The organism is Pectinatus frisingensis, from assembly GCF_015732285.1.
Taxonomy (GTDB): domain Bacteria; phylum Bacillota; class Negativicutes; order Selenomonadales; family Selenomonadaceae; genus Pectinatus; species Pectinatus frisingensis.
On sequence record NZ_WIQU01000062.1, the window covers coordinates 69,416 to 87,748 of the forward strand.

17 protein-coding genes are annotated in these 18,333 nt (G+C 37.7%); 9 read left to right on the top strand and 8 right to left on the bottom strand.

Annotated elements, in window-relative coordinates:
* Positions 1-16: 16 nt before the first annotated feature.
* The 4 genes from I6751_RS11300 to I6751_RS11315 all read right to left on the bottom strand — a co-directional run bounded on the left by I6751_RS11300 (position 17) and on the right by I6751_RS11315 (position 3,715).
* On the bottom strand, positions 17-1,144 hold the full coding sequence (locus I6751_RS11300) for a murein hydrolase activator EnvC family protein (protein ID WP_196590301.1): 1,128 nt from the start codon (positions 1,142-1,144) through the stop codon (positions 17-19).
* A gap of 13 nt (positions 1,145-1,157) precedes the next feature.
* Positions 1,158-2,045, bottom strand: a complete 888-nt coding sequence (gene ftsX / locus I6751_RS11305) for a permease-like cell division protein FtsX (protein WP_182185928.1) — start codon at positions 2,043-2,045, stop codon at positions 1,158-1,160.
* Entirely contained in the window at positions 2,035-2,721 is a 687-nt protein-coding gene (gene ftsE / locus I6751_RS11310; RefSeq protein ID WP_182188692.1) for a cell division ATP-binding protein FtsE, read from the bottom strand. The genes ftsX and ftsE overlap by 11 nt, the downstream gene beginning before the upstream one ends.
* Before the next feature lie 121 nt (positions 2,722-2,842).
* Positions 2,843-3,715: a methionyl aminopeptidase gene (locus I6751_RS11315; RefSeq protein WP_196590302.1), complete on the bottom strand. Its 873-nt coding sequence runs from the start codon at positions 3,713-3,715 to the stop codon at positions 2,843-2,845.
* Positions 3,716-4,200: 485 nt separating this feature from the next.
* Here I6751_RS11315 and I6751_RS11320 point away from each other — a divergent pair, with 485 nt between their 5' ends.
* From I6751_RS11320 to I6751_RS11335, 4 genes are all read left to right on the top strand, one after another.
* Positions 4,201-4,929 carry an amino acid ABC transporter ATP-binding protein gene (locus tag I6751_RS11320; protein WP_182185924.1) on the top strand — a complete coding sequence of 243 codons (729 nt, stop codon included), beginning with the start codon at positions 4,201-4,203 and terminating at the stop codon, positions 4,927-4,929.
* 2 nt (positions 4,930-4,931) lie between these two features.
* On the top strand, positions 4,932-5,645 hold the full coding sequence (locus I6751_RS11325; protein ID WP_182185923.1) for an amino acid ABC transporter permease: 714 nt from the start codon (positions 4,932-4,934) through the stop codon (positions 5,643-5,645).
* A 29-nt stretch (positions 5,646-5,674) separates the two neighbouring features.
* Positions 5,675-6,571 carry a substrate-binding periplasmic protein gene (locus I6751_RS11330; protein ID WP_196590303.1) on the top strand — a complete coding sequence of 299 codons (897 nt, stop codon included), beginning with the start codon at positions 5,675-5,677 and terminating at the stop codon, positions 6,569-6,571.
* 406 nt (positions 6,572-6,977) lie between these two features.
* On the top strand, positions 6,978-8,174 hold the full coding sequence (locus tag I6751_RS11335; RefSeq protein WP_196590304.1) for an alanyl-tRNA editing protein: 1,197 nt from the start codon (positions 6,978-6,980) through the stop codon (positions 8,172-8,174).
* 142 nt (positions 8,175-8,316) lie between these two features.
* Here the strand turns inward: I6751_RS11335 and I6751_RS11340 are convergent, their stop codons facing one another.
* Complete coding sequence (locus I6751_RS11340; RefSeq protein WP_196590305.1) at positions 8,317-9,684, bottom strand: aspartate aminotransferase family protein; 1,368 nt, start codon at positions 9,682-9,684, stop codon at positions 8,317-8,319.
* 270 nt (positions 9,685-9,954) lie between these two features.
* On the opposite strand from I6751_RS11340, the gene I6751_RS11345 reads away from it, so the two are divergent.
* The 5 genes from I6751_RS11345 (at position 9,955) to I6751_RS11365 (ending at position 15,522) form a co-directional block, all read left to right on the top strand.
* Entirely contained in the window at positions 9,955-11,139 is a 1,185-nt protein-coding gene (locus I6751_RS11345) for a PucR family transcriptional regulator (protein ID WP_196599101.1), read from the top strand.
* Between the two features lie 29 nt (positions 11,140-11,168).
* Positions 11,169-12,989, top strand: coding sequence for an excinuclease ABC subunit UvrC (uvrC, locus tag I6751_RS11350; RefSeq protein WP_196590307.1), 1,821 nt, complete (start codon positions 11,169-11,171; stop codon positions 12,987-12,989).
* Entirely contained in the window at positions 12,955-13,923 is a 969-nt protein-coding gene (locus I6751_RS11355; protein ID WP_231037777.1) for a PHP domain-containing protein, read from the top strand. Before uvrC ends, I6751_RS11355 begins: the two co-directional genes overlap by 35 nt.
* 139 nt (positions 13,924-14,062) lie before the next feature.
* Positions 14,063-14,896: a deoxyribonuclease IV gene (locus tag I6751_RS11360; RefSeq protein WP_196590308.1), complete on the top strand. Its 834-nt coding sequence runs from the start codon at positions 14,063-14,065 to the stop codon at positions 14,894-14,896.
* Positions 14,897-14,970: 74 nt separating this feature from the next.
* Positions 14,971-15,522 carry a gamma carbonic anhydrase family protein gene (locus I6751_RS11365; protein WP_231037778.1) on the top strand — a complete coding sequence of 184 codons (552 nt, stop codon included), beginning with the start codon at positions 14,971-14,973 and terminating at the stop codon, positions 15,520-15,522.
* A 66-nt stretch (positions 15,523-15,588) separates the two neighbouring features.
* Here I6751_RS11365 and I6751_RS11370 read toward each other — a convergent pair whose 3' ends face one another.
* The 3 genes from I6751_RS11370 to floA form a co-directional block, all read right to left on the bottom strand.
* Complete coding sequence (locus I6751_RS11370; RefSeq protein WP_196590309.1) at positions 15,589-16,728, bottom strand: HD-GYP domain-containing protein; 1,140 nt, start codon at positions 16,726-16,728, stop codon at positions 15,589-15,591.
* A 125-nt stretch (positions 16,729-16,853) separates the two neighbouring features.
* Positions 16,854-17,330, bottom strand: coding sequence for a hypothetical protein (locus I6751_RS11375; RefSeq protein ID WP_196590310.1), 477 nt, complete (start codon positions 17,328-17,330; stop codon positions 16,854-16,856).
* Between the two features lies 1 nt (position 17,331).
* Positions 17,332-18,330 (bottom strand): flotillin-like protein FloA, encoded by a 999-nt coding sequence (floA, locus tag I6751_RS11380; protein WP_196590311.1) that lies wholly within the window; start codon positions 18,328-18,330, stop codon positions 17,332-17,334.
* Between the last annotated feature and the right edge of the window lie 3 nt (positions 18,331-18,333).

Genomic DNA, 18,333 nt, shown 5'->3' on the forward strand with positions numbered 1-18,333 from the left:
CGGTTTGTGGAGCTGGTTATAAATAATTGAGAGGATTTACCGGTTCGCCGTTTTTACGTACTTCAAAATGACAATGTGGTCCGGTAGAATTACCGGTTGAACCACAATAAGCGATAACCTGGCCTTGGGAAACATATTGTCCTTCACTTACATTAAGGGATTGATTATGACCATATAGAGTCTGCAGATCACCGCCATGGCTTATAATGACAGCATTACCATACCCTGATATCCAGCCAGCATAGATGACAGTACCAGCAGCTGCCGCATGTATCGGCATACCATAGTCACCGCCGATATCTATGCCGCTGTGAAAAATGCGCGTGCCATATATTGGATGTATCCGCCAGCCGAAAGGTGATGTAATAGGGCCTGATATCGGCCAGATAAATTGTCCGCTGCCAGAGCCGGAATAATCATCGGAATTGTTGCTGGTGTAAGCTAAAATCATTTGTTCGACTTGGCGGGACGCTGCCATAATCTCATCATAAGCTTGTTCGGCAGTCTGACGATCATTCTTAACTTTATTAAGCAAAGCCTGTTGTTGGTCTTTTTTGTTTTGTAAAATATCAGCTTTTTCCTTGGCAGCCTGAGTAAGTTTTTCTATTTTAGCATGTTCGGTTTCAAGGTCTTTTTGGGTGTTGGTTATAGTTTGTTTTTCTTGTAGTATACCACTTATAAGGTCGTAATCATACTTAATGATGCGCTTTATAAGGTCAATACGAGTTAAAAAATCAGAAAAATTGTTAGCACCAACGAGAACATCAATGTAGCTGATTTGACCATGCATGTAAATATCACGTAACCTTTTGCCAAGAATTTTTTCCCGTTTATCAAGATTTTGTTGGGTCTGCTTTAATAGGATTTCATTGTCATTAATTTTTTTGTTAGTGCCGTCAAGCTGATTTTTTACATCATTATATGCCGTTGTTGCATTGTCGACTTGTTCAGCAATACTGCGCAACTGTTCAGATACGGTCATTTCTTTTGACTTTGCCGAATTGATTTCAGTTTGTTTGCTGGTAGCCTGTTGTTTGAGGGTATCTAGTTTATCTTGTAATGATTCGGCAAAAACGGAATCGGTAAGGCAGATTGTTATTAGAAATGTGATTAATATATGGCAAATACGTTTATGAAATAACATATACTAATCTCCCTCATACTTTAAGATAACGTTTTATTGATATCACACTGCCCAAGGCGCCAATAATTATACCGCTGAAAATTATAGCAATAGTCATATAAGTTAAAAAGGGGTAAAGTGGAATTAATGGGAAAAAGGTCATCATATCATAAATTTTTTGTGTCAGAGCCAAATATGAAAGACGCAACAATATTATAGCAACACTGCCACCAATGAAACCTAATACAACACCTTCCAAAAGAAATGGCCAACGAATAAACCAGTCTGTGGCGCCAACATATTTCATGATAGCGATTTCTTTACGCCGGGCAAAGACAGTCAGGCGGATCGTGTTGGAAATAATAAAGATAGTAGCGCCGAACATGAAAATTATTATCGCAAGGCCGATTGATCTTATTAGTTGTGTCAAATCAAATAAATGTTCCACTACATCCTGGGCATAAACAGCAGTATCAACTCCGGGAAGTTTTTCTATTTCTTTGGAGGCTGTTTTTACCATTTGAGGGTTTTTGACAGTGATTTCATAAGCATTGGGTAAAGGATTAGTGCTGTCAAGTGAATCCAGCAGATATTTTTGATCACCCAGTCTTTCCTGGAAACGTTCCATTGCTTTTTCTTTAGAAATGTAAGCAACAGAGTCAATTCCCTGCATGGCCTCGAGTTTTTCTTTTAACTCTTCACTTTGCTTTTGACTGATGTCATCTTTTAAGTAAACACTTATTTGCACTTGTGATTCCAGAGTAGATGCCATACGATCAAGATTTACTACAATCATCAAAAACATACCCAGAATGAATAAGGAGATTGTAACTGTACCTATTGATGCCAAAGACATCCAATTATTACGTTTTAATGATGTTGCAACTTCTTTTATAAAATACTCTGAGGTCTTAAGTTTCATACCCATATCCTCCCGAAGCTTCATCACGTATGATGCGCCCATTTTCTATGGCTATGACACGCTTTTGCATTGTGTCCACAATTGTCTTGTCATGTGTGGCCATCACTATTGTGGTACCGACAGCGTTGATGCGCTGAAAAATATCCATTATTTCCCATGAAGTTTCGGGGTCAAGGTTTCCTGTCGGTTCGTCGGCAATTATTACGGATGGGTTATTTACAATGGCTCTTGCTATAGCAACACGCTGCTGTTCACCACCGGACAATTGAGAGGGAAAACACTTATATTTTTCCCGTAACCCGACAATATCCAGTACGCTGTTAACACTACGCAAAATGAGCCGTCGGGGTGATTCGATAACTCGCATAGCAAAAGCAACATTTTCATAGACTGTTTTATTGGGCAGCAGGCGGTAGTCCTGAAATATTACACCCAGACTGCGCCTTAGATATGGTAATTCACGTGTAGACATATTGTTTATATTGTAACCGTTTACAACTAACAACCCAGATGTGGGAAGAATTTCACGAAGCAATAATTTAATGAAAGTGGATTTTCCGGCACCACTGGTGCCGACGATAAAGACAAACTCACCGCGAGTTATATTGATATTGACCTTGTCCAGGGCAATTGCGCCATTATCGTATACCATCGAGATATCTTTCATTTTTATGATGTTTATCTCATTAGGTGATTTCATTGAGGCAACTCTCCTTAATACCGGAATTTTACTGAAATATAAGAGGGTTTTATCATAAATCTGTTATTACTGCCGATTTCATGGCGGGAAAGAAAATTTATTCTGCAAGAACTTTTGTACCGGTTTCAGTTATAAGAATAGTTTTTTCCCATTGTGCCGATAAAGAACCGTCTTTAGTATAAACAGTCCAGCCGTCGTCTTCATCGGTATATACATCAAAATCTCCTGCGTTGATCATTGGTTCGACAGTGAAGACCATGCCTGGAACTAAGAGCATGCCGGTGTTTTTTTCGCCGATGTGGTTAACAAAGGGGTCTTCGTGGAATTTTTTACCAACACCATGTCCTCCCAGTGCAGTAACCACGGAATAGTGGTTCGCATGGGCATTTTTTTCAATAACGGCTCCGATATCACCGAGAAAATGCCATGGTTTAGCTGCGTTTATACCCAGTTCCATGCACTGTCTGGTAACTTCGACCAATTTTTTTGCCTCATCACTAACGTCACCAATCATAAACATGCGTGAAGCATCGGCAAAATATCCATTTAATATGGTTGTGATGTCTACATTGACGATATCGCCGCTTTTTAGAATGGTTTTTTCGGAAGGAATGCCATGACAAACAACATTGTTTATTGATATGCAGATGCTTTTGGGGTATCCGGCATAATTCAGGCAAGCTGGTATGCCGCCATTGTCGACAATGAATTTATCAGCTATGTCATTGAGTGTGAGAGTATCCATACCTTCTTTTATATTTTCTGCAATTAAATCAAGTGCGGCATTATTTATCTTACCACTTTCAATTATACCCGCAATATCTTTTTCAGTTTTTATTATTTCATGTGGTGGCCTTACCTGTCCCCTTTTAAAATCAAGTTTCATACCATCGATTTTTTCATCAAATTCAAGATGGCAGCGTTTATATTTTAGACCGCTGCCGCACCAGCAAAGATCATTTCTATGCAAAATATATTCCTCCATTGGTTTAATTATATGTTATGCAGTCGATTAAACAAAATAATAGACGATTTATACATAACTATATTATATTCTAGGCTAAAATATAATAATCCTTTATTTCATGAGAAATATTATATTACTTATAATAATACCACGAATGGCAAAAGCCTGCGTGTTTAATACAGCATGATTATAACAGATGGTATTTGCAGTTGGAAAATTCGTATATGTAATAAATAAAATTGTGCTCTGATAACAATGGAGCATAAAAAAATTGTGCTTGGGTACATTGACTGGATTAAAAGGTACATGGTAGAATGAACGTAATTCCTAAGAGCATATAGTTTTATCGAGCAGAGTCGCTCAATTTCCGTGAGGAGATTGGGCGGCTTTTATTTTTATACTTTATGCAGTCAGCACGATATCAATTGTTGTATTTAGTTTGAGGAATTTATATTGGGAGTATTTTCTGTAATAAAGGGGCGTCTGTTATGCTGAATATATTCGATTTAAAAAAGAATTATGGAGATACGGAAGTTCTGAAAAATATAACCATAAGAATCGATGATGGTGAAGTGGTTTGTATAATAGGTCCTTCCGGTTCGGGGAAAAGCACTTTTCTACGCTGCCTGAATTTGTTGGAAGTGCCCACAAGTGGGAAGATTTACTATAATGGCAGTATTCTTGATGAAGATCTTGACAGTAAGCGAATGCGCCGGGAAGTGGGAATGGTATTTCAGAAGTTTAATTTGTTTCCTATGTTTACAGTATTGAAAAATATTATGTATGCACCGATACATGTGAAAAAAATGAAAAAAAAAGATGCGGAAATTTTAGCACACAGTCTTTTAAAAAAAGTGGGATTGGATAATAAGGCAAATGCCTATCCGATGCAGCTTTCCGGTGGGCAGCAACAGCGAGTCGCCATTGCCAGAGCACTTGCCATGCAACCTAAGCTACTCTTATTTGATGAGCCTACTTCTGCTCTTGATCCTGAACTTGTCGGTGAAGTTTTAAATGTAATGAGAGACTTGAAAAAAGATGGAATGTCTATGGTTGTAGTAACGCATGAAATGGGGTTTGCCCGTGACGTTTCTGATCGAGTCGTATTCATGGATAAAGGTTATATCGTAGAAGAAGGGTGTCCTGCCGATATATTTAATCATCCTAAGGAAGAACGTACTCAGCGGTTTCTTAACAGAGTACTGGGGGGAATGTAAACATGGATAATTTACTATCTCAGTTACATTTTGCGACAGTTGGGCAGTATTTAGTGCCCTCTCTTATTGATGGTGTAGGAATTGTTTTAGAAGCTACATTTTTCGGATTTATTTTAGCTACCATAGTGGGTGTATTTATCGCTGTAGGAAGATTATTCGGATGGAAACCAATAAAAATATTTTTGTATGTTTTTTTAGAAATAATAAGAGGAACTCCTCTTTTGGTGCAACTTGTGTATATATATTATGTTGTTCCGCTTATTATAAACCTGTTAGCCGGAATGCTGGGGTATAAAACTGATATGCAGATAGCACCTTTGACTGCAGGAATAGCAGGTTTGGCAATTAATTATGGCTGTTATATGTCAGAAGTTGTCAGGGCAGGAATAATAGCGGTAGATAAAGGCCAGATGGAAGCGGCTTTAGTGCTGGGGTTTGGTAAATATGAAGCATTATTTCGCATCGTGATGCCCCAGGCTCTGCGTAGTATAATTCCATCTTTGGGAAATTATTTAGTAATGATGATCAAGGATACATCTTTATTGGCATATGTGGCAGTAAACGAATTGTTGCTGCGGACACAAACATATGCATCACAAACTTTTTATACGATTGAAGCGTATAGTTATCTGGCAATTGCCTATTTGATTTTGAGTGTACCATTGTCACATTGTGTAAAATTCATTGAATATAAACTTTCTTCATCTAGTCGTTAGATGAAGAATAAAATGAAAGGTTGGTTTTTATGAAAATTTATCACAAAAAAGTTATTGTTTTGGGACTGAGTATTTTGGCGGCATTATTCATTTTTGCCGGATGTGGATCTAATAATACGGAAAAATCCACGGATTCATCTTCGGCACAAAACACTGCAGATGGTAATACACTTGATAAGATACGCAAAAGTGGTGTATTAGTTGTGGGTTCTTCCAATGATGCACCGTTTGCATATATTGATGCCAAAACCAACGAATTTTCCGGTGTGGATTCAGATATAATAAAAGAAATAGCAAGGCGGCTTGGTGTCGAAAAAGTTGAAATGAAGCAGATACCTTTTGAAAATTTGCTTATTTCTCTTGATAACGGATCTGTGGATATGATTACAGATGCAATGTATATAAAACCTGAACGGTTACAAAAAGCATTGTTTACTAATATCTGGTATACGGAAGCTGAAGCTGTTGTTGTAAAAAAAGAATCTGATATAAAGAGCAAAAGTGATTTAAAAGATAAGGTTATTGGTGGACAGAAGGGAATGACTTTTCTGGAACTTGCTGATAAATGGAAAAATGATGGAATAGTAAAAGATGTTAAGGTATTCAATAGTCAGTCAGAACTGATGATGGCGGTTAATACGGGCAAGATAGATGCTTGTGTTACTGATGGAATTGTCGCAGCCTACACCTTAAAACAAAATTCCTCACTTGATCTGCGTATATTAAGTCCCTATGAACCGGAAGCTTCGGGGAAAATTGGTGCGGCGGTGAGATTTGCTGATAAGGATCTGTTGGATGCAGTAAATACCGAATTGGAAAAAATGCGCAATGATGGTACCTTAAAGAAAATACTGGAAAAATATGGGTTACCTGAAAGTTATATGGTGTTATCGACAGATGCTGCTGTGACTAAAAATATTAAATAAATTTATAAAATATAAATGAGACTGTCGTACGTAATCATTTTCATTGATAATATGCAGTATATCGTTCCCTTGGTGTCTATTCTTAAAAGAATAGAGAGGCATAGCAATGGTAGATTTGCATCTTTATAAAGTGAATGTTGTTCGTGCGGCGGTTTTATTTTTGTTGAAAGGTATTTTCAATATGGATTTTTTAGTTAACTGATATTTATAGGTAAAAAGAGATGATTGCTATGTGTTTTTCAAAGTTGTATAATTTTTTCGTGAAAGTTTACTATAAATGTAAGTAAATATTTATAATATCTTGAAAAAAATCATCGAAAATTTCAAATATTAGTTGCGATAATTTAAGATGTAATGCCGGATAATAGGTGGCTGTTTAAAAGGATGCTGTGAAAGGCAGGAAACTATGACTAAGAAATTATTTGAAGATAATGTTATGGAAAAAGAGTGCGGAGCAGTGGTAGAAAACTGCGTACCGATGAAATCAGGGTTTGGTATTGTGCTTGACCAGACTGTGTTTTTCCCAGAAGGAGGCGGGCAGCTTAGTGATGTTGGCTGGTTGGAGACAGAAGCTGATGAGAAAATTCCCGTTACGCATGTTCGTATAAAGGATGGTATCATTTTACATGAAATCAATAAGGAATTATCTGTCGGAACCCGTGTCAACGCAGTATTGGATTGGCAGATTCGTTTTGATCATATGCAGCAACACTGTGGTGAACATTTATTATCATATGCATTTTGGAAATTGTTTGGGTGTGATAATGTAGGTTTCCATATGAATTCTGAAATAGTTACTATTGATCTTGACAAAGCAGTATCACTGAAAAAAATTCATCTGGCAGAAGAGTTGGCTAATAAGCAAATCCAGGAGAATAAGATCATTAGAGTAAAATGGATGTCACATATGGAAGCTGCAAAACTCAATTTACGGAAATTTAATGAAAAAATTACCGGTATGTTGCGTATTGTAAGCATTGAGGGAAGTGATACGTGTACTTGTTGTGGTACGCATCCGCCGGCAACTGGGATGGTGGGACTGGTTAAAATATTTCATACGGAAAAGCATAAAGAAGGAATGCGTATTTATTTTCTGTGCGGGCGGCTGGCACTGCAGGCGATTACTCAACGCTTGGAAGCATTGGCAAAAGCAGCTCGGATACTTTCAGTCAAAGATGAGAAAATTGCCGCCGGAGTTGCCAGACTTAGTGAAGAAAATCGACAGCTTAAAAAAATTTCTCACGAACAAGATGAAATGCTTATGGAATATCAAGTCCGTGATTTGCTGGCGGCATCACATACAGATGCAAGAGGAAATATTTGTTTGACTGTATTATCAGATACATTAACGGCTAATTATGCTAAAGAATTGGCTAAGCATCTGGCGAAAATACCAAAGGCACAGGCGTTGATAGCATATGCTTTTAATGGCCGTATCAATTATATTCTCTCGCTTGGAAATCAGGCTGCTGGTGATTGCCGAAAAATATTACGGCAGATCAATGATATGCTTAACGGACAGGGTGGTGGCAAAGAGAACTTTGCTCAAGGAAGTGCTTCAGTACGACATGGATGGCAGGAACTGTTTAAAAAGATTATTTAGAAATTTAAAAATGTAAGGGTGTTTGAAGTAATTAATCAGTGATTTTGGGATTTTATCTGGTTTTGTGATAAAAAAACTGCCAACATATTTTTATGGTGACAGTTTTTTTGCAATAATAATATAGTTAAAACATAAAATAGTATTAGATATTTCTACGGCCTACACATTTTTCAATGGCTGCTTCAAATATATCCAGACCAGTATCGAGTTGTTCATCAGTTATTACCAGAGGAGCCAGAAAACGTATGACATTATTATAGATGCCGGCACTTTCCAGCAATAATCCATGCTGTACTGCTTCGGCAGTCAATTCATTGACCAATTCTCCGGCTGGTTCCTTACTGTATTTGCTTTTAACGAATTCTATACCGATCATACCGCCTAAACCACGAATATCACCGACAGCATCATATTTTTTCAACCATTCGGCATAACGAGTCATGACTTTTTTCCCTATTTCGATGGAACGTTGGGCCAGATTGTCCCGCTGCATTATTTCAATGACTTTTAAAGCCGCCGCGCATGCTAAAGGATTGCCGCAATATGTTCCACCGATGATTCCAGCTGGGACAGCCTGCATAATTTCATCACGGGCAACAATGCCACTGAGTGGAATACCGGCTGCTATTGATTTTGCCATTGTAATAATGTCTGGCTGTACACCGGCTTCACACCAGTATTCAGTCGCGAAAATACGACCGGTACGGCAGAAACCGCATTGTACTTCATCGGCAACAAGAAGAATACTATATTTATCACAAATTTTTCGTATGGCTTGCACCCATTCTATTGGAGCAGGAATAAAACCTCCTTCACCTTGTAATGGTTCGACAACTATTGCTGCTACATATTCAGGATCGGAGCAGTTGCGAAAAGTTTCATAAAGTTTTTCGATGTAATAGTCAATGGCTTTTTCTTTTGGCATACCGTCTGGCCGACGGTAAAGATAGGGAAATTCGGCGCGATATACACCATCCGGAAATGGCCCCATTCCCCTGGCATAGGATTTTTTTGCAGTCATGGACATTGTAAGTAAAGTACGTCCATGAAAGGCTCCGGAAAATACTATGATATTGGGACGTTTGGTAAAGGCTTTGGCTATCTTTACTGCGTTTTCATCGGCTTCAGCACCGCTGTTGGCAAAAAATGTACGTTTTTTATTACCTTTGACTGGAGCAAGTGAATTGATCGTTTCAGCTAATTTCACGTAGCCTTCATGTGTGATGACGTTAAACATTCCATGAAAATAATTTTCGGCTTGTTTTTTTACAGCTGCTATTACTTCCGGGTGACTGAATCCTATATTTAAAACGCCCACTCCACCAATAAAATCTAAGAAACGGTTACCATCAAGATCTTCGATTATTGCGCCAGCACCGCGCTTGATAACCACGGGATAACCACAACGGATAGCACTGGGAACAGCCTCGTTCCTTCGATTTATGACTGAAGCTGATTTTGGCCCCGGCAGATGTGATGTGACTATTTTAGGCAGGTCATCTTTTAACATTATACTTATCTCCTTTGCATAAATTAAAAAACTGTAGGCAAAACCCAATTATCAATGAAGATATATGGCTTCGTTGCCGTACAGTTTTATTTTAAATACTTCTTTATAGTATCGCAGTGGAGATGTTGTCACAACGGAATATGAAACTAATCTTTTTAAAAAAGTTTGTACTTTACGCACAAATAGAATTACTGTATCATAAATAAAAGTAAAATTATTGATAACTTTATTGTGCCTGACTGGGAATTTGTATGAAGGAGAGCTGGTAAGATGTCTATCCAAATGAAAAAGATATTTAACGAGACAATCAAAATTTATCAATTAACTTTACTCGCCGGTAAAAGTGGGCTGGATAATGAGATAGTCTGGGTGCAATATGTGGAAGATATAGCAACCTCCAATTTTCTGCGTGGTAATGAACTGATAATAACAACAGGATTATGCAGTAATGGTAAAGTCTGGATTATGGATTTTATAAGAAAGCTGATTGCACGAAAGGCATCAGGAATAATTATTAATATTGGTAAATATATTCAAGTAGAAGATATTGATGGTGATGTTATCTCTTTGTGTGAAAAGAAAAATTTTCCTTTGTTAACAATGCCTTGGCGAATTCATTTATCCGATATTATGCAGGATTATCTTGATAGATTGTTTTTAGCTGCACAGACCGATAATGAAATTACAGAGATGGTAAGGCAGGCAATTTTTAAGCCGGAAAAATTTATGGCGGAAATAAAAAACAGTAAAATAAATAATTTGATGGATAATCGTTCGTTTCATATAATGGTTTTTAATTATCCGGCAATTATTTCTGAAAAAATACATGTAGAGATATTACTGCACAATAAAAAATTATTAAATCAAATTCAAAAAAAATATGTTGCATTTTGGCAGAAAAATTTATTGATTATAATTGTTAGTGAATCTGATAAAGATAATCTGCAGAAAATTATAGCTGAATGTGATAATTTTCAATATAGATTGTTGCATAAGAGTGAAATTCCTTGTGGAGTTAGTTCCAAACACAAGGAGAATAGTTCTTTTAATGAAGCATTTAATGAGGCTGTGGCAGCAATTTGCGTTGCGTCGTTATATAATGTTAATATTTTGTTTTTTGATGATCTTGGTGTGTACAGAGTATTGTTTGCCACCAATAATAATAAAATGTTAAAAAAGATACATGACACTCTTTTGTCGGTCGTAATAGAATATGATGAAAAGCATAAAGCACAATTATACAATACTTTGCGAATATATCTTTTTAATAACAGCAGTTTGCAGACAACAGCCAAGATTACTTTTACACATCGCAATACGATAAATTACCGTATTACAAAGATTCGTCATTTGCTTGATTGTGATTTGGATAATGCTGTGGTACGATTTAATTTGATGATGGCATTTTATATTTCTGATTATCTGCGCATCATTGATATGAATTTACATTCGTAAATAATAGATAAAGAATATGGTTGATGAGAATGAATGAATTAATTAAACAAAAATTGCAACAATTACCGATTAATCCTGGCGTTTATATAATGAAAGATGTCAATAAACGAATAATTTATGTCGGTAAAGCTGTGGTATTGAAGAATCGTGTGCGGCAGTATTTTCAAAGCAATAAGAATCATTCGGCCAAGGTTATAGCAATGGTTAAGAGAATTGCTGATTTTGAGACGATAATAACAGATTCAGAAATAGAAGCATTGATTTTAGAATGCAATTTGATAAAAAAACATCATCCGCATTATAACATAAGTTTGCGTGATGATAAAACTTATCCGTATTTGAAGGTCACTTTGAATGAAGACTTTCCGAGGGTGATAATAACGAGACGCGTAAAAAAAGATGGTTCACGTTATTTTGGACCCTACACGAATGTAGGTGCAGTCAAAGAAAGCCTGAAATTGCTGCGCAAGTCTTTTCCGCTTCGAACCTGCAAAAATATGAATGTTGACAGGCCATGTCTTGAATATCACATAAAACGTTGTTTGGCACCGTGCGTAGGGAAAATTGGTAAAAATTCCTATGGTGAGATGGTAAAATCAGTTGTATTGTTTTTGGATGGAAAAAGTGCTGTGCTGGAAAAAAATTTACAGCAACGAATGGGAAAAGCGGCAGCAAATCTTCAGTTTGAATTGGCTGCTTCATTGCGTGATCAATTGTCAGCAGTGCGCAAGACAACAGAAAAACAAAAAATAATGCTTGATGGCGGGGACCAAGATGCTGTGGGAATGGCCCGCTCGGTATATGGTGCCTGTATTCAGGTGTTTTATATAAGAAACGGCAAGATGATAGGACGAAGCCATTTTATCTTGAAGAATAGTGAGGATGAAACTGATGAGGCAATACTCACAGCTTTTTTGCAGCAGTATTATAATCAGGCATCTTCATTACCTAGAGAAGTGTTATTACCAATAAAAATAGATGAAAGCATATTGATTGAAAAATGGCTTACAAAGGCACAAGGTAATAAAGTTGAAATAAGTGTACCGCAGCGTGGCGTGAAAAAGGATATTGTAAATATGGCTGAGGAAAATGCTGATAAATTTCTCAGGGATGAACAAGAACGGATAATGAGAGAAAAGGCCAAAACTACAGGGGCCGTAGAAGAACTTGGTAAATATTTGAAACTGCCGCAACTGCCACGACGTATGGAATGTTTTGATATATCTCATATTCAGGGATCGGAAACGGTAGCTTCGATGGTCGTATTTGAGGATGGTGAGCCCAAAAAGTCAGATTATCGGCGCTTTAAAATAAATTCTACAGAAGGAAAACCCGATGATTTTATGTCGATGCGCGAAGTGACCAAACGGCGTTATGAAAAATTAACTGAAACAGAAATGCCTGATCTGATAATAATTGACGGCGGCAAGGGACAACTTAGCTCAGCCTTGGAAATAATAAGAGGGGCAGGTCATTTGAGTGTTCCCGTAGTCGGATTGGCTAAACGTTTTGAATACATTTTCATTGAGGGTGAAAGTGAACCTGTTATTCTACCACGGCATGGGGAAGCTCTTTATCTGGTACAGCGCATTCGTGACGAAGCTCATCGGTTTGCCATTACATATCACAGAAAACTGCGCAGCAGGCGCAATATGGTATCAATACTGGATCATATCGATGGAATTGGACCGAAAAGGCGCAAAGTACTTTGGGAGCACTTTGGCCGTCTGGATAAAATAAAAGCGGCAACAGTGGATGAAATGGCAGCTGTAAATGGTATGACTAAGCCGGCGGCGCAGGCGGTGTACAATTTTTTTGCGGCGCAGCAATCATTTATTGACAACAGGTGACCGCTATGTTCATGCTGTTGTGTTTGTCAAAGGATTGATTTACAATAAATATATCAGCAGCAAGGGATGGGATAAAATGAAATTGATTGATTTACATGTTCATTCGACAATGTCGGACGGAACGTATACACCGGAAGAAGTTATAAAATTAGCAAAACAGCAGGGACTAGCGGCAGTTACCCTGACTGATCATGATACCATTGATGGATTGGCTGAAGCCGCTGCTGCCGCAGCCAAAACTAATGTGGAATTTATTAACGGTATGGAAGTTTCCGTTGATTATAAAAATCGTAAACTGCATGTTGTTGCATTAGGATTTGATGCAGATAGCCTGGCGTTTAAGAAAATATATAAAAAAATTCGCAGCAATAAAGAAAAAGACATGGATAAAATTATTGCTAAAATAAAGGATAAGGGTATTGATATAAGTGTTGAAAAAGTTAGTCCATTTATAAATGGGACAAAGCTGGAAAATTATGGAATAATGCGTTATTTGGTTTCCGTACATGCAGCGGATCGAATACAAAAGATATGGGATACTTATATAAATCCGGCGGTGGAGGAATTGGGCCTTAACAAAAATGTTGAAATTGCGGAATTAGCGCGGGGAATTCATCAGGCCGGAGGTGTGTTGTCATTGGCACATTTTCATAAAAACATCGGTCTTAAAGGTCTGACACGTATTGAACAGGAAAAGGCCATTGCCCAGCTTCACAGTGAAGGTTTGGATGGTATGGAAAAATATTATACCAATTATACGGAAGAAGACAGAATGTTTGCTGCGGCCATGATTGATAAATATAAACTTTTACCGACGGGCGGCAGTGATTTTCATGGACAAAACCGCATCGGAGTTGATCTGGGCACAGGTTGTAATAATAACCTGAAAATACCATATGAATTTTATGAAAATATATTGAATCATAGTAAATAGGTGTGATTTAGTATATTGTAGATTTAATAACATGTGCTTTACAGAATTTTAATGCATACTGAAAACTGCTAAATATCTCAAGAAATGTCAGCATGATAGAAGTATATTGGCAACATAAATTTTTAAAGAGGTAAGGCGATTGTTGAATATAGGAAGCCATATATCGGCAGCGGGTGGTTTTTTGGCAATGGGCAAAGAGGCCGTCAGTCTCGATGCAAATGTATTTGCTTTTTTTACTCGCAATCCACGCGGCGGCCGGGCAAAAAAAATAGATGAAGAGGATATTATAAAATTTAACGCATTTTGTCGGGAAAACAATATTATTAAATTAGTGGCACACGCTCCGTATACACTTAATGCCTGTTCGGGTAGGGAAAATATAAGGCAATTTGCTAAAGAAACTATGGCTGATGATTTGAAGCGTATGGAATATGTACCGGATAATTATTATAATTTTCACCCGGGCAGTCATGTTGGGCAAGGGGAACAAATAGGTATAAGGCAAATTGCTGAGTGCCTTAATGTAATATTGTTACCGGAACAGAGAACGACGGTGCTGCTGGAAACAATGGCTGGCAAGGGAACAGAAATCGGTCGCAGCTTTGAAGAGATACGTGCTATCATTGATAAAGTACTATTACAAGATAAGATTGGGGTATGCTTGGACACCTGCCATGTTTTTGACGGTGGATACGATATTGTCAATGATCTTGATGGTGTTGTTCAGCAGTTTGATAACATTATTGGTTTGCATCGTCTTAAGGCGATACATTTAAATGACAGTAAAAATAGCATGGGATCACATAAAGATCGCCATGAAAAGATTGGTGCGGGCAATATCGGACTTAAAGCATTAACCAGAGTAATTAATCATCCAAAACTTCGACATTTGCCTTTTATTTTGGAAACACCTAATGATCATGACGGGTATGCCGGAGAAATTGCTATGTTAAGAGAAAAATATATTGAATGAAGATGGGGATAGGATAGACTTTGAATATATGATAAGATAATAAGAAAGACCAATTTGAGAAAGAGGGAGTTATTTTGATAAGAGACTTTGATGGTAAGACACCGACTGTTGACAGTAAGGCATATGTTTTTAATGAAGGCTGTGTTATAGGAATGGTAGAGATGGACGAATACAGCAGTGTTTGGTTTAATGCTACAGTTCGTGGTGATATAGCTCCGGTAAAAATTGGCAGGTATACCAATGTACAGGATAATGCAGTACTGCATGTGGCTGATGATCTTCCCTGTATAGTTGGTGATTTTGTAACTATAGGGCATAGTGCTGTCCTGCATGCATGCACAGTGGAAAATAATTGTTTAATAGGGATGCATGCTACTGTATTGGATGGAGCGGTAATCGGTGAGGGATCTATCGTTGGTGCTGGTGCTTTGGTTACTAAGAATACTATTGTTCCACCGCATTCATTAGTACTTGGTGTACCGGCCAAAGTCGTTAAATCTATGAGTGCGGAGTCTGCTAAAAGTATTCATGCACAGGCAGTTAAATATAAAACAGCTTGGACTGAGGGCTATGGTATATTGCCCGGTGCTGCCGGTGAAAAATATAATGGTGAAAAAATAGTCTAGGGGCAATAAAAAATCTGTATGACAGTAGCAATACCGTCATACAGATTTTTTATTGCCCTTTTTAAGTTAAGTATTATTATCACTGTCTTCTAAAAGAGAAGATGGATCAAATTGGATTGCATTAATGAGATTGATGGCTTCATAATCATCATATACATTTTCAATAAAACAAACAGGATTTAAAGATAAATCCGTTAATATAGGCTTATGTAAACGATTGTATTTATCAGTGAATATATATATAATCGGAAAAAGAGTTTTACCAAATGAAGAAGATTTTACAATCGCCGAACCGAGATTTGTTTTAATAATAGTACCATTGGGATAAATAGCAACATTATCAAAAAAAGTTCTTAATATGTTGATATCAAATTGTCCTGGTGAATGATGCATCATGATATCAAAGGCAATATGCGGTTTGTAAGCTTTTTTATAAGGCCGCAGGCTGGTTAGGGCATCATATACATCAGCAATAGCAACAATTTTAGCAAGAAAATTAATTCGTTTATCCGGGAGTCCTCTGGGGTAACCACTGCCATCAATTTTTTCATGATGCTGTTCCGCAATGTCAATTATATTACTATTAAAACAGCCAGCATCATGCAGTTTATGTACAGAAAAAATTGGATGCTTTCTGATGATAGAAAACTCATCGTTGGATAATGGTGAAGTTTTGTTTAGTATTTCAATGGGAATAGCCGTCTTTCCTAAGTCATGAAGCATAGCACCTAAGGTAAGGTCGTGTAACATTTCATATGATAATGAATGGAGAGAGCCTATAATAGCAGCCAATATTGATACATCAATGGAATGGACCAAGGTATAGTTATCATAGGTTCGAATATCATTCATTTGGACGAGGACATGTTTATTATGGATTACATCTTGGATTATTGCGACAACAGAGCGATGCAGATTCTCAATAATAAAGATGCCTCTTTTGTCAAGATCTGAGAATGCTGTCGTCAAACTTTTTATTGCAGCGGCACGTGTTGATTCAGATACGGCTTCATTAGGCATTGAAAAATTGTTATGGGTATCTGTTGATGCGACAGCTATTTCTTTAACACCGAGCAGCTTTAACTTCGTAATGTAAAAATCTGTTAATTTTGTACCGCGACGCAAAAGGAAAAGGCCGCTGTTATCAAAAATATTTTGGCAGGTTGTCATTCCCGGACGCAGTTTAGCTGTAGGTAGTATAATCATAATGTTTGTGTCACCCTTGATTAATCAAAATAGTTATGATGTTTGCTGCTTATAATATATGTTAAATCTTTGTGTAAAATGAAATCATTGTCATAGGATAATAATTTTGACTAAAGTTTTGAAAATTATTTCTTGGGAAAACGCCGTATTCCATACCGTTGCATATATTCTAATGATTTTGGTGCTTTTAGAATTTCTGCGTAAATGATAGCCTTTGTCAGTGTAGTTTTACTGATGTCAATATTGTATTGATTTGTAGTGACCGGTCTTGGTATATTACCTGCCGCAAAAATAGGTGAAGAATTTTGTTGGGATGATGTCGAAGGTGCTTTAGGCAAGGCAATATTTACGGGCGTTGATTTTAGTTCTGGCAAGGATGGTTCCCTTTTTAAGGGAGGGTGCCCGACAGCAGTTTCAGCGGCAGTCTCCTTTTGGGGCTTATGCATCATGTAATCTAATGATCGTTTCGCTGTTTTTTCCGGCGGAGGCAATGGTTTTTTTATTGGTGGAAAAGGATATTTGGCTGGTTTGGTATTTTTCCTGCCGACATCGGATAATAAAAAAAATATAACTATAACGGCCAATATTATAAAAATATCCATGTCATTTCACCGGTGGGGGAGTTGTTGGAAGTTCCTCATCGCTGCTTTTACTGATAGTTTCACGCATTTTGGTATCAGCATTGATGTTGTTCAGGTTGTAATAGTCCATCACACCAAGTTTGCCTTCACGCAGGGCGGCAGCAAGTGCGTGAGGAACATCTGATTGGGCTTCGACAACACGAGCCTGCATTTCCTGGGTATAAGCTTTCATTTCTTGTTCCTTGGCTACGGCCATTGCTCTTCTTTCTTCTGCTTTAGCCTGGGCGATACGTTTATCTGCTTCAGCTTGGTCGGTTTGTAATTGTGCGCCTATATTTCTTCCTACGTCCACATCAGCAATGTCAATAGATAATATTTCGAAAGCAGTTCCGGCATCAAGTCCCTTACCCAGGACCGTTTTAGAAATATCGTCAGGGTTAGATAAAACATCGGAGTGGTTTTCAGAAGAGCCGACAGTAGTCACTATTCCTTCACCAACACGGGCAATGATTGTTGGTTCTCCGGCACCACCTACCAGCCGGTCAATGTTTGCCCGCACCGTTACGCGTGCTTTTATTTTTAATTCGATACCATTTTTGGCCACTGCTGATACGATTGGTGTCTCTATCACTTTAGGGTTGACACTCATTTGTACAGCTTCTAAAACATCACGGCCGGCAAGATCAATTGCCGCTGAACGTTCAAAAGGAAGTGGAATTTGAGCACGATGGGCAGCAATAAGGGCGTCAATAACCTTATCAACATTGCCACCGGCCAGATAATGCGCTTCCAGTTGGTTGGAATTAACTGTAAGACCGGCTTTGTTAGCCTTGATAAGCGGTAAAATTATTTTCTGTGGTATTACACGCCGCATGCGCATGCCGACCAAAGTAAAAATACCAACAGGAACGTTGGCAGCGAGAGCTGAAATCCACAATCCTAATGGCACAAAGTATAAAAATGCCATAATGACAACAACGGCAATAACTAATAAGAATCCAGAACCAAGTAACAACTCCATATG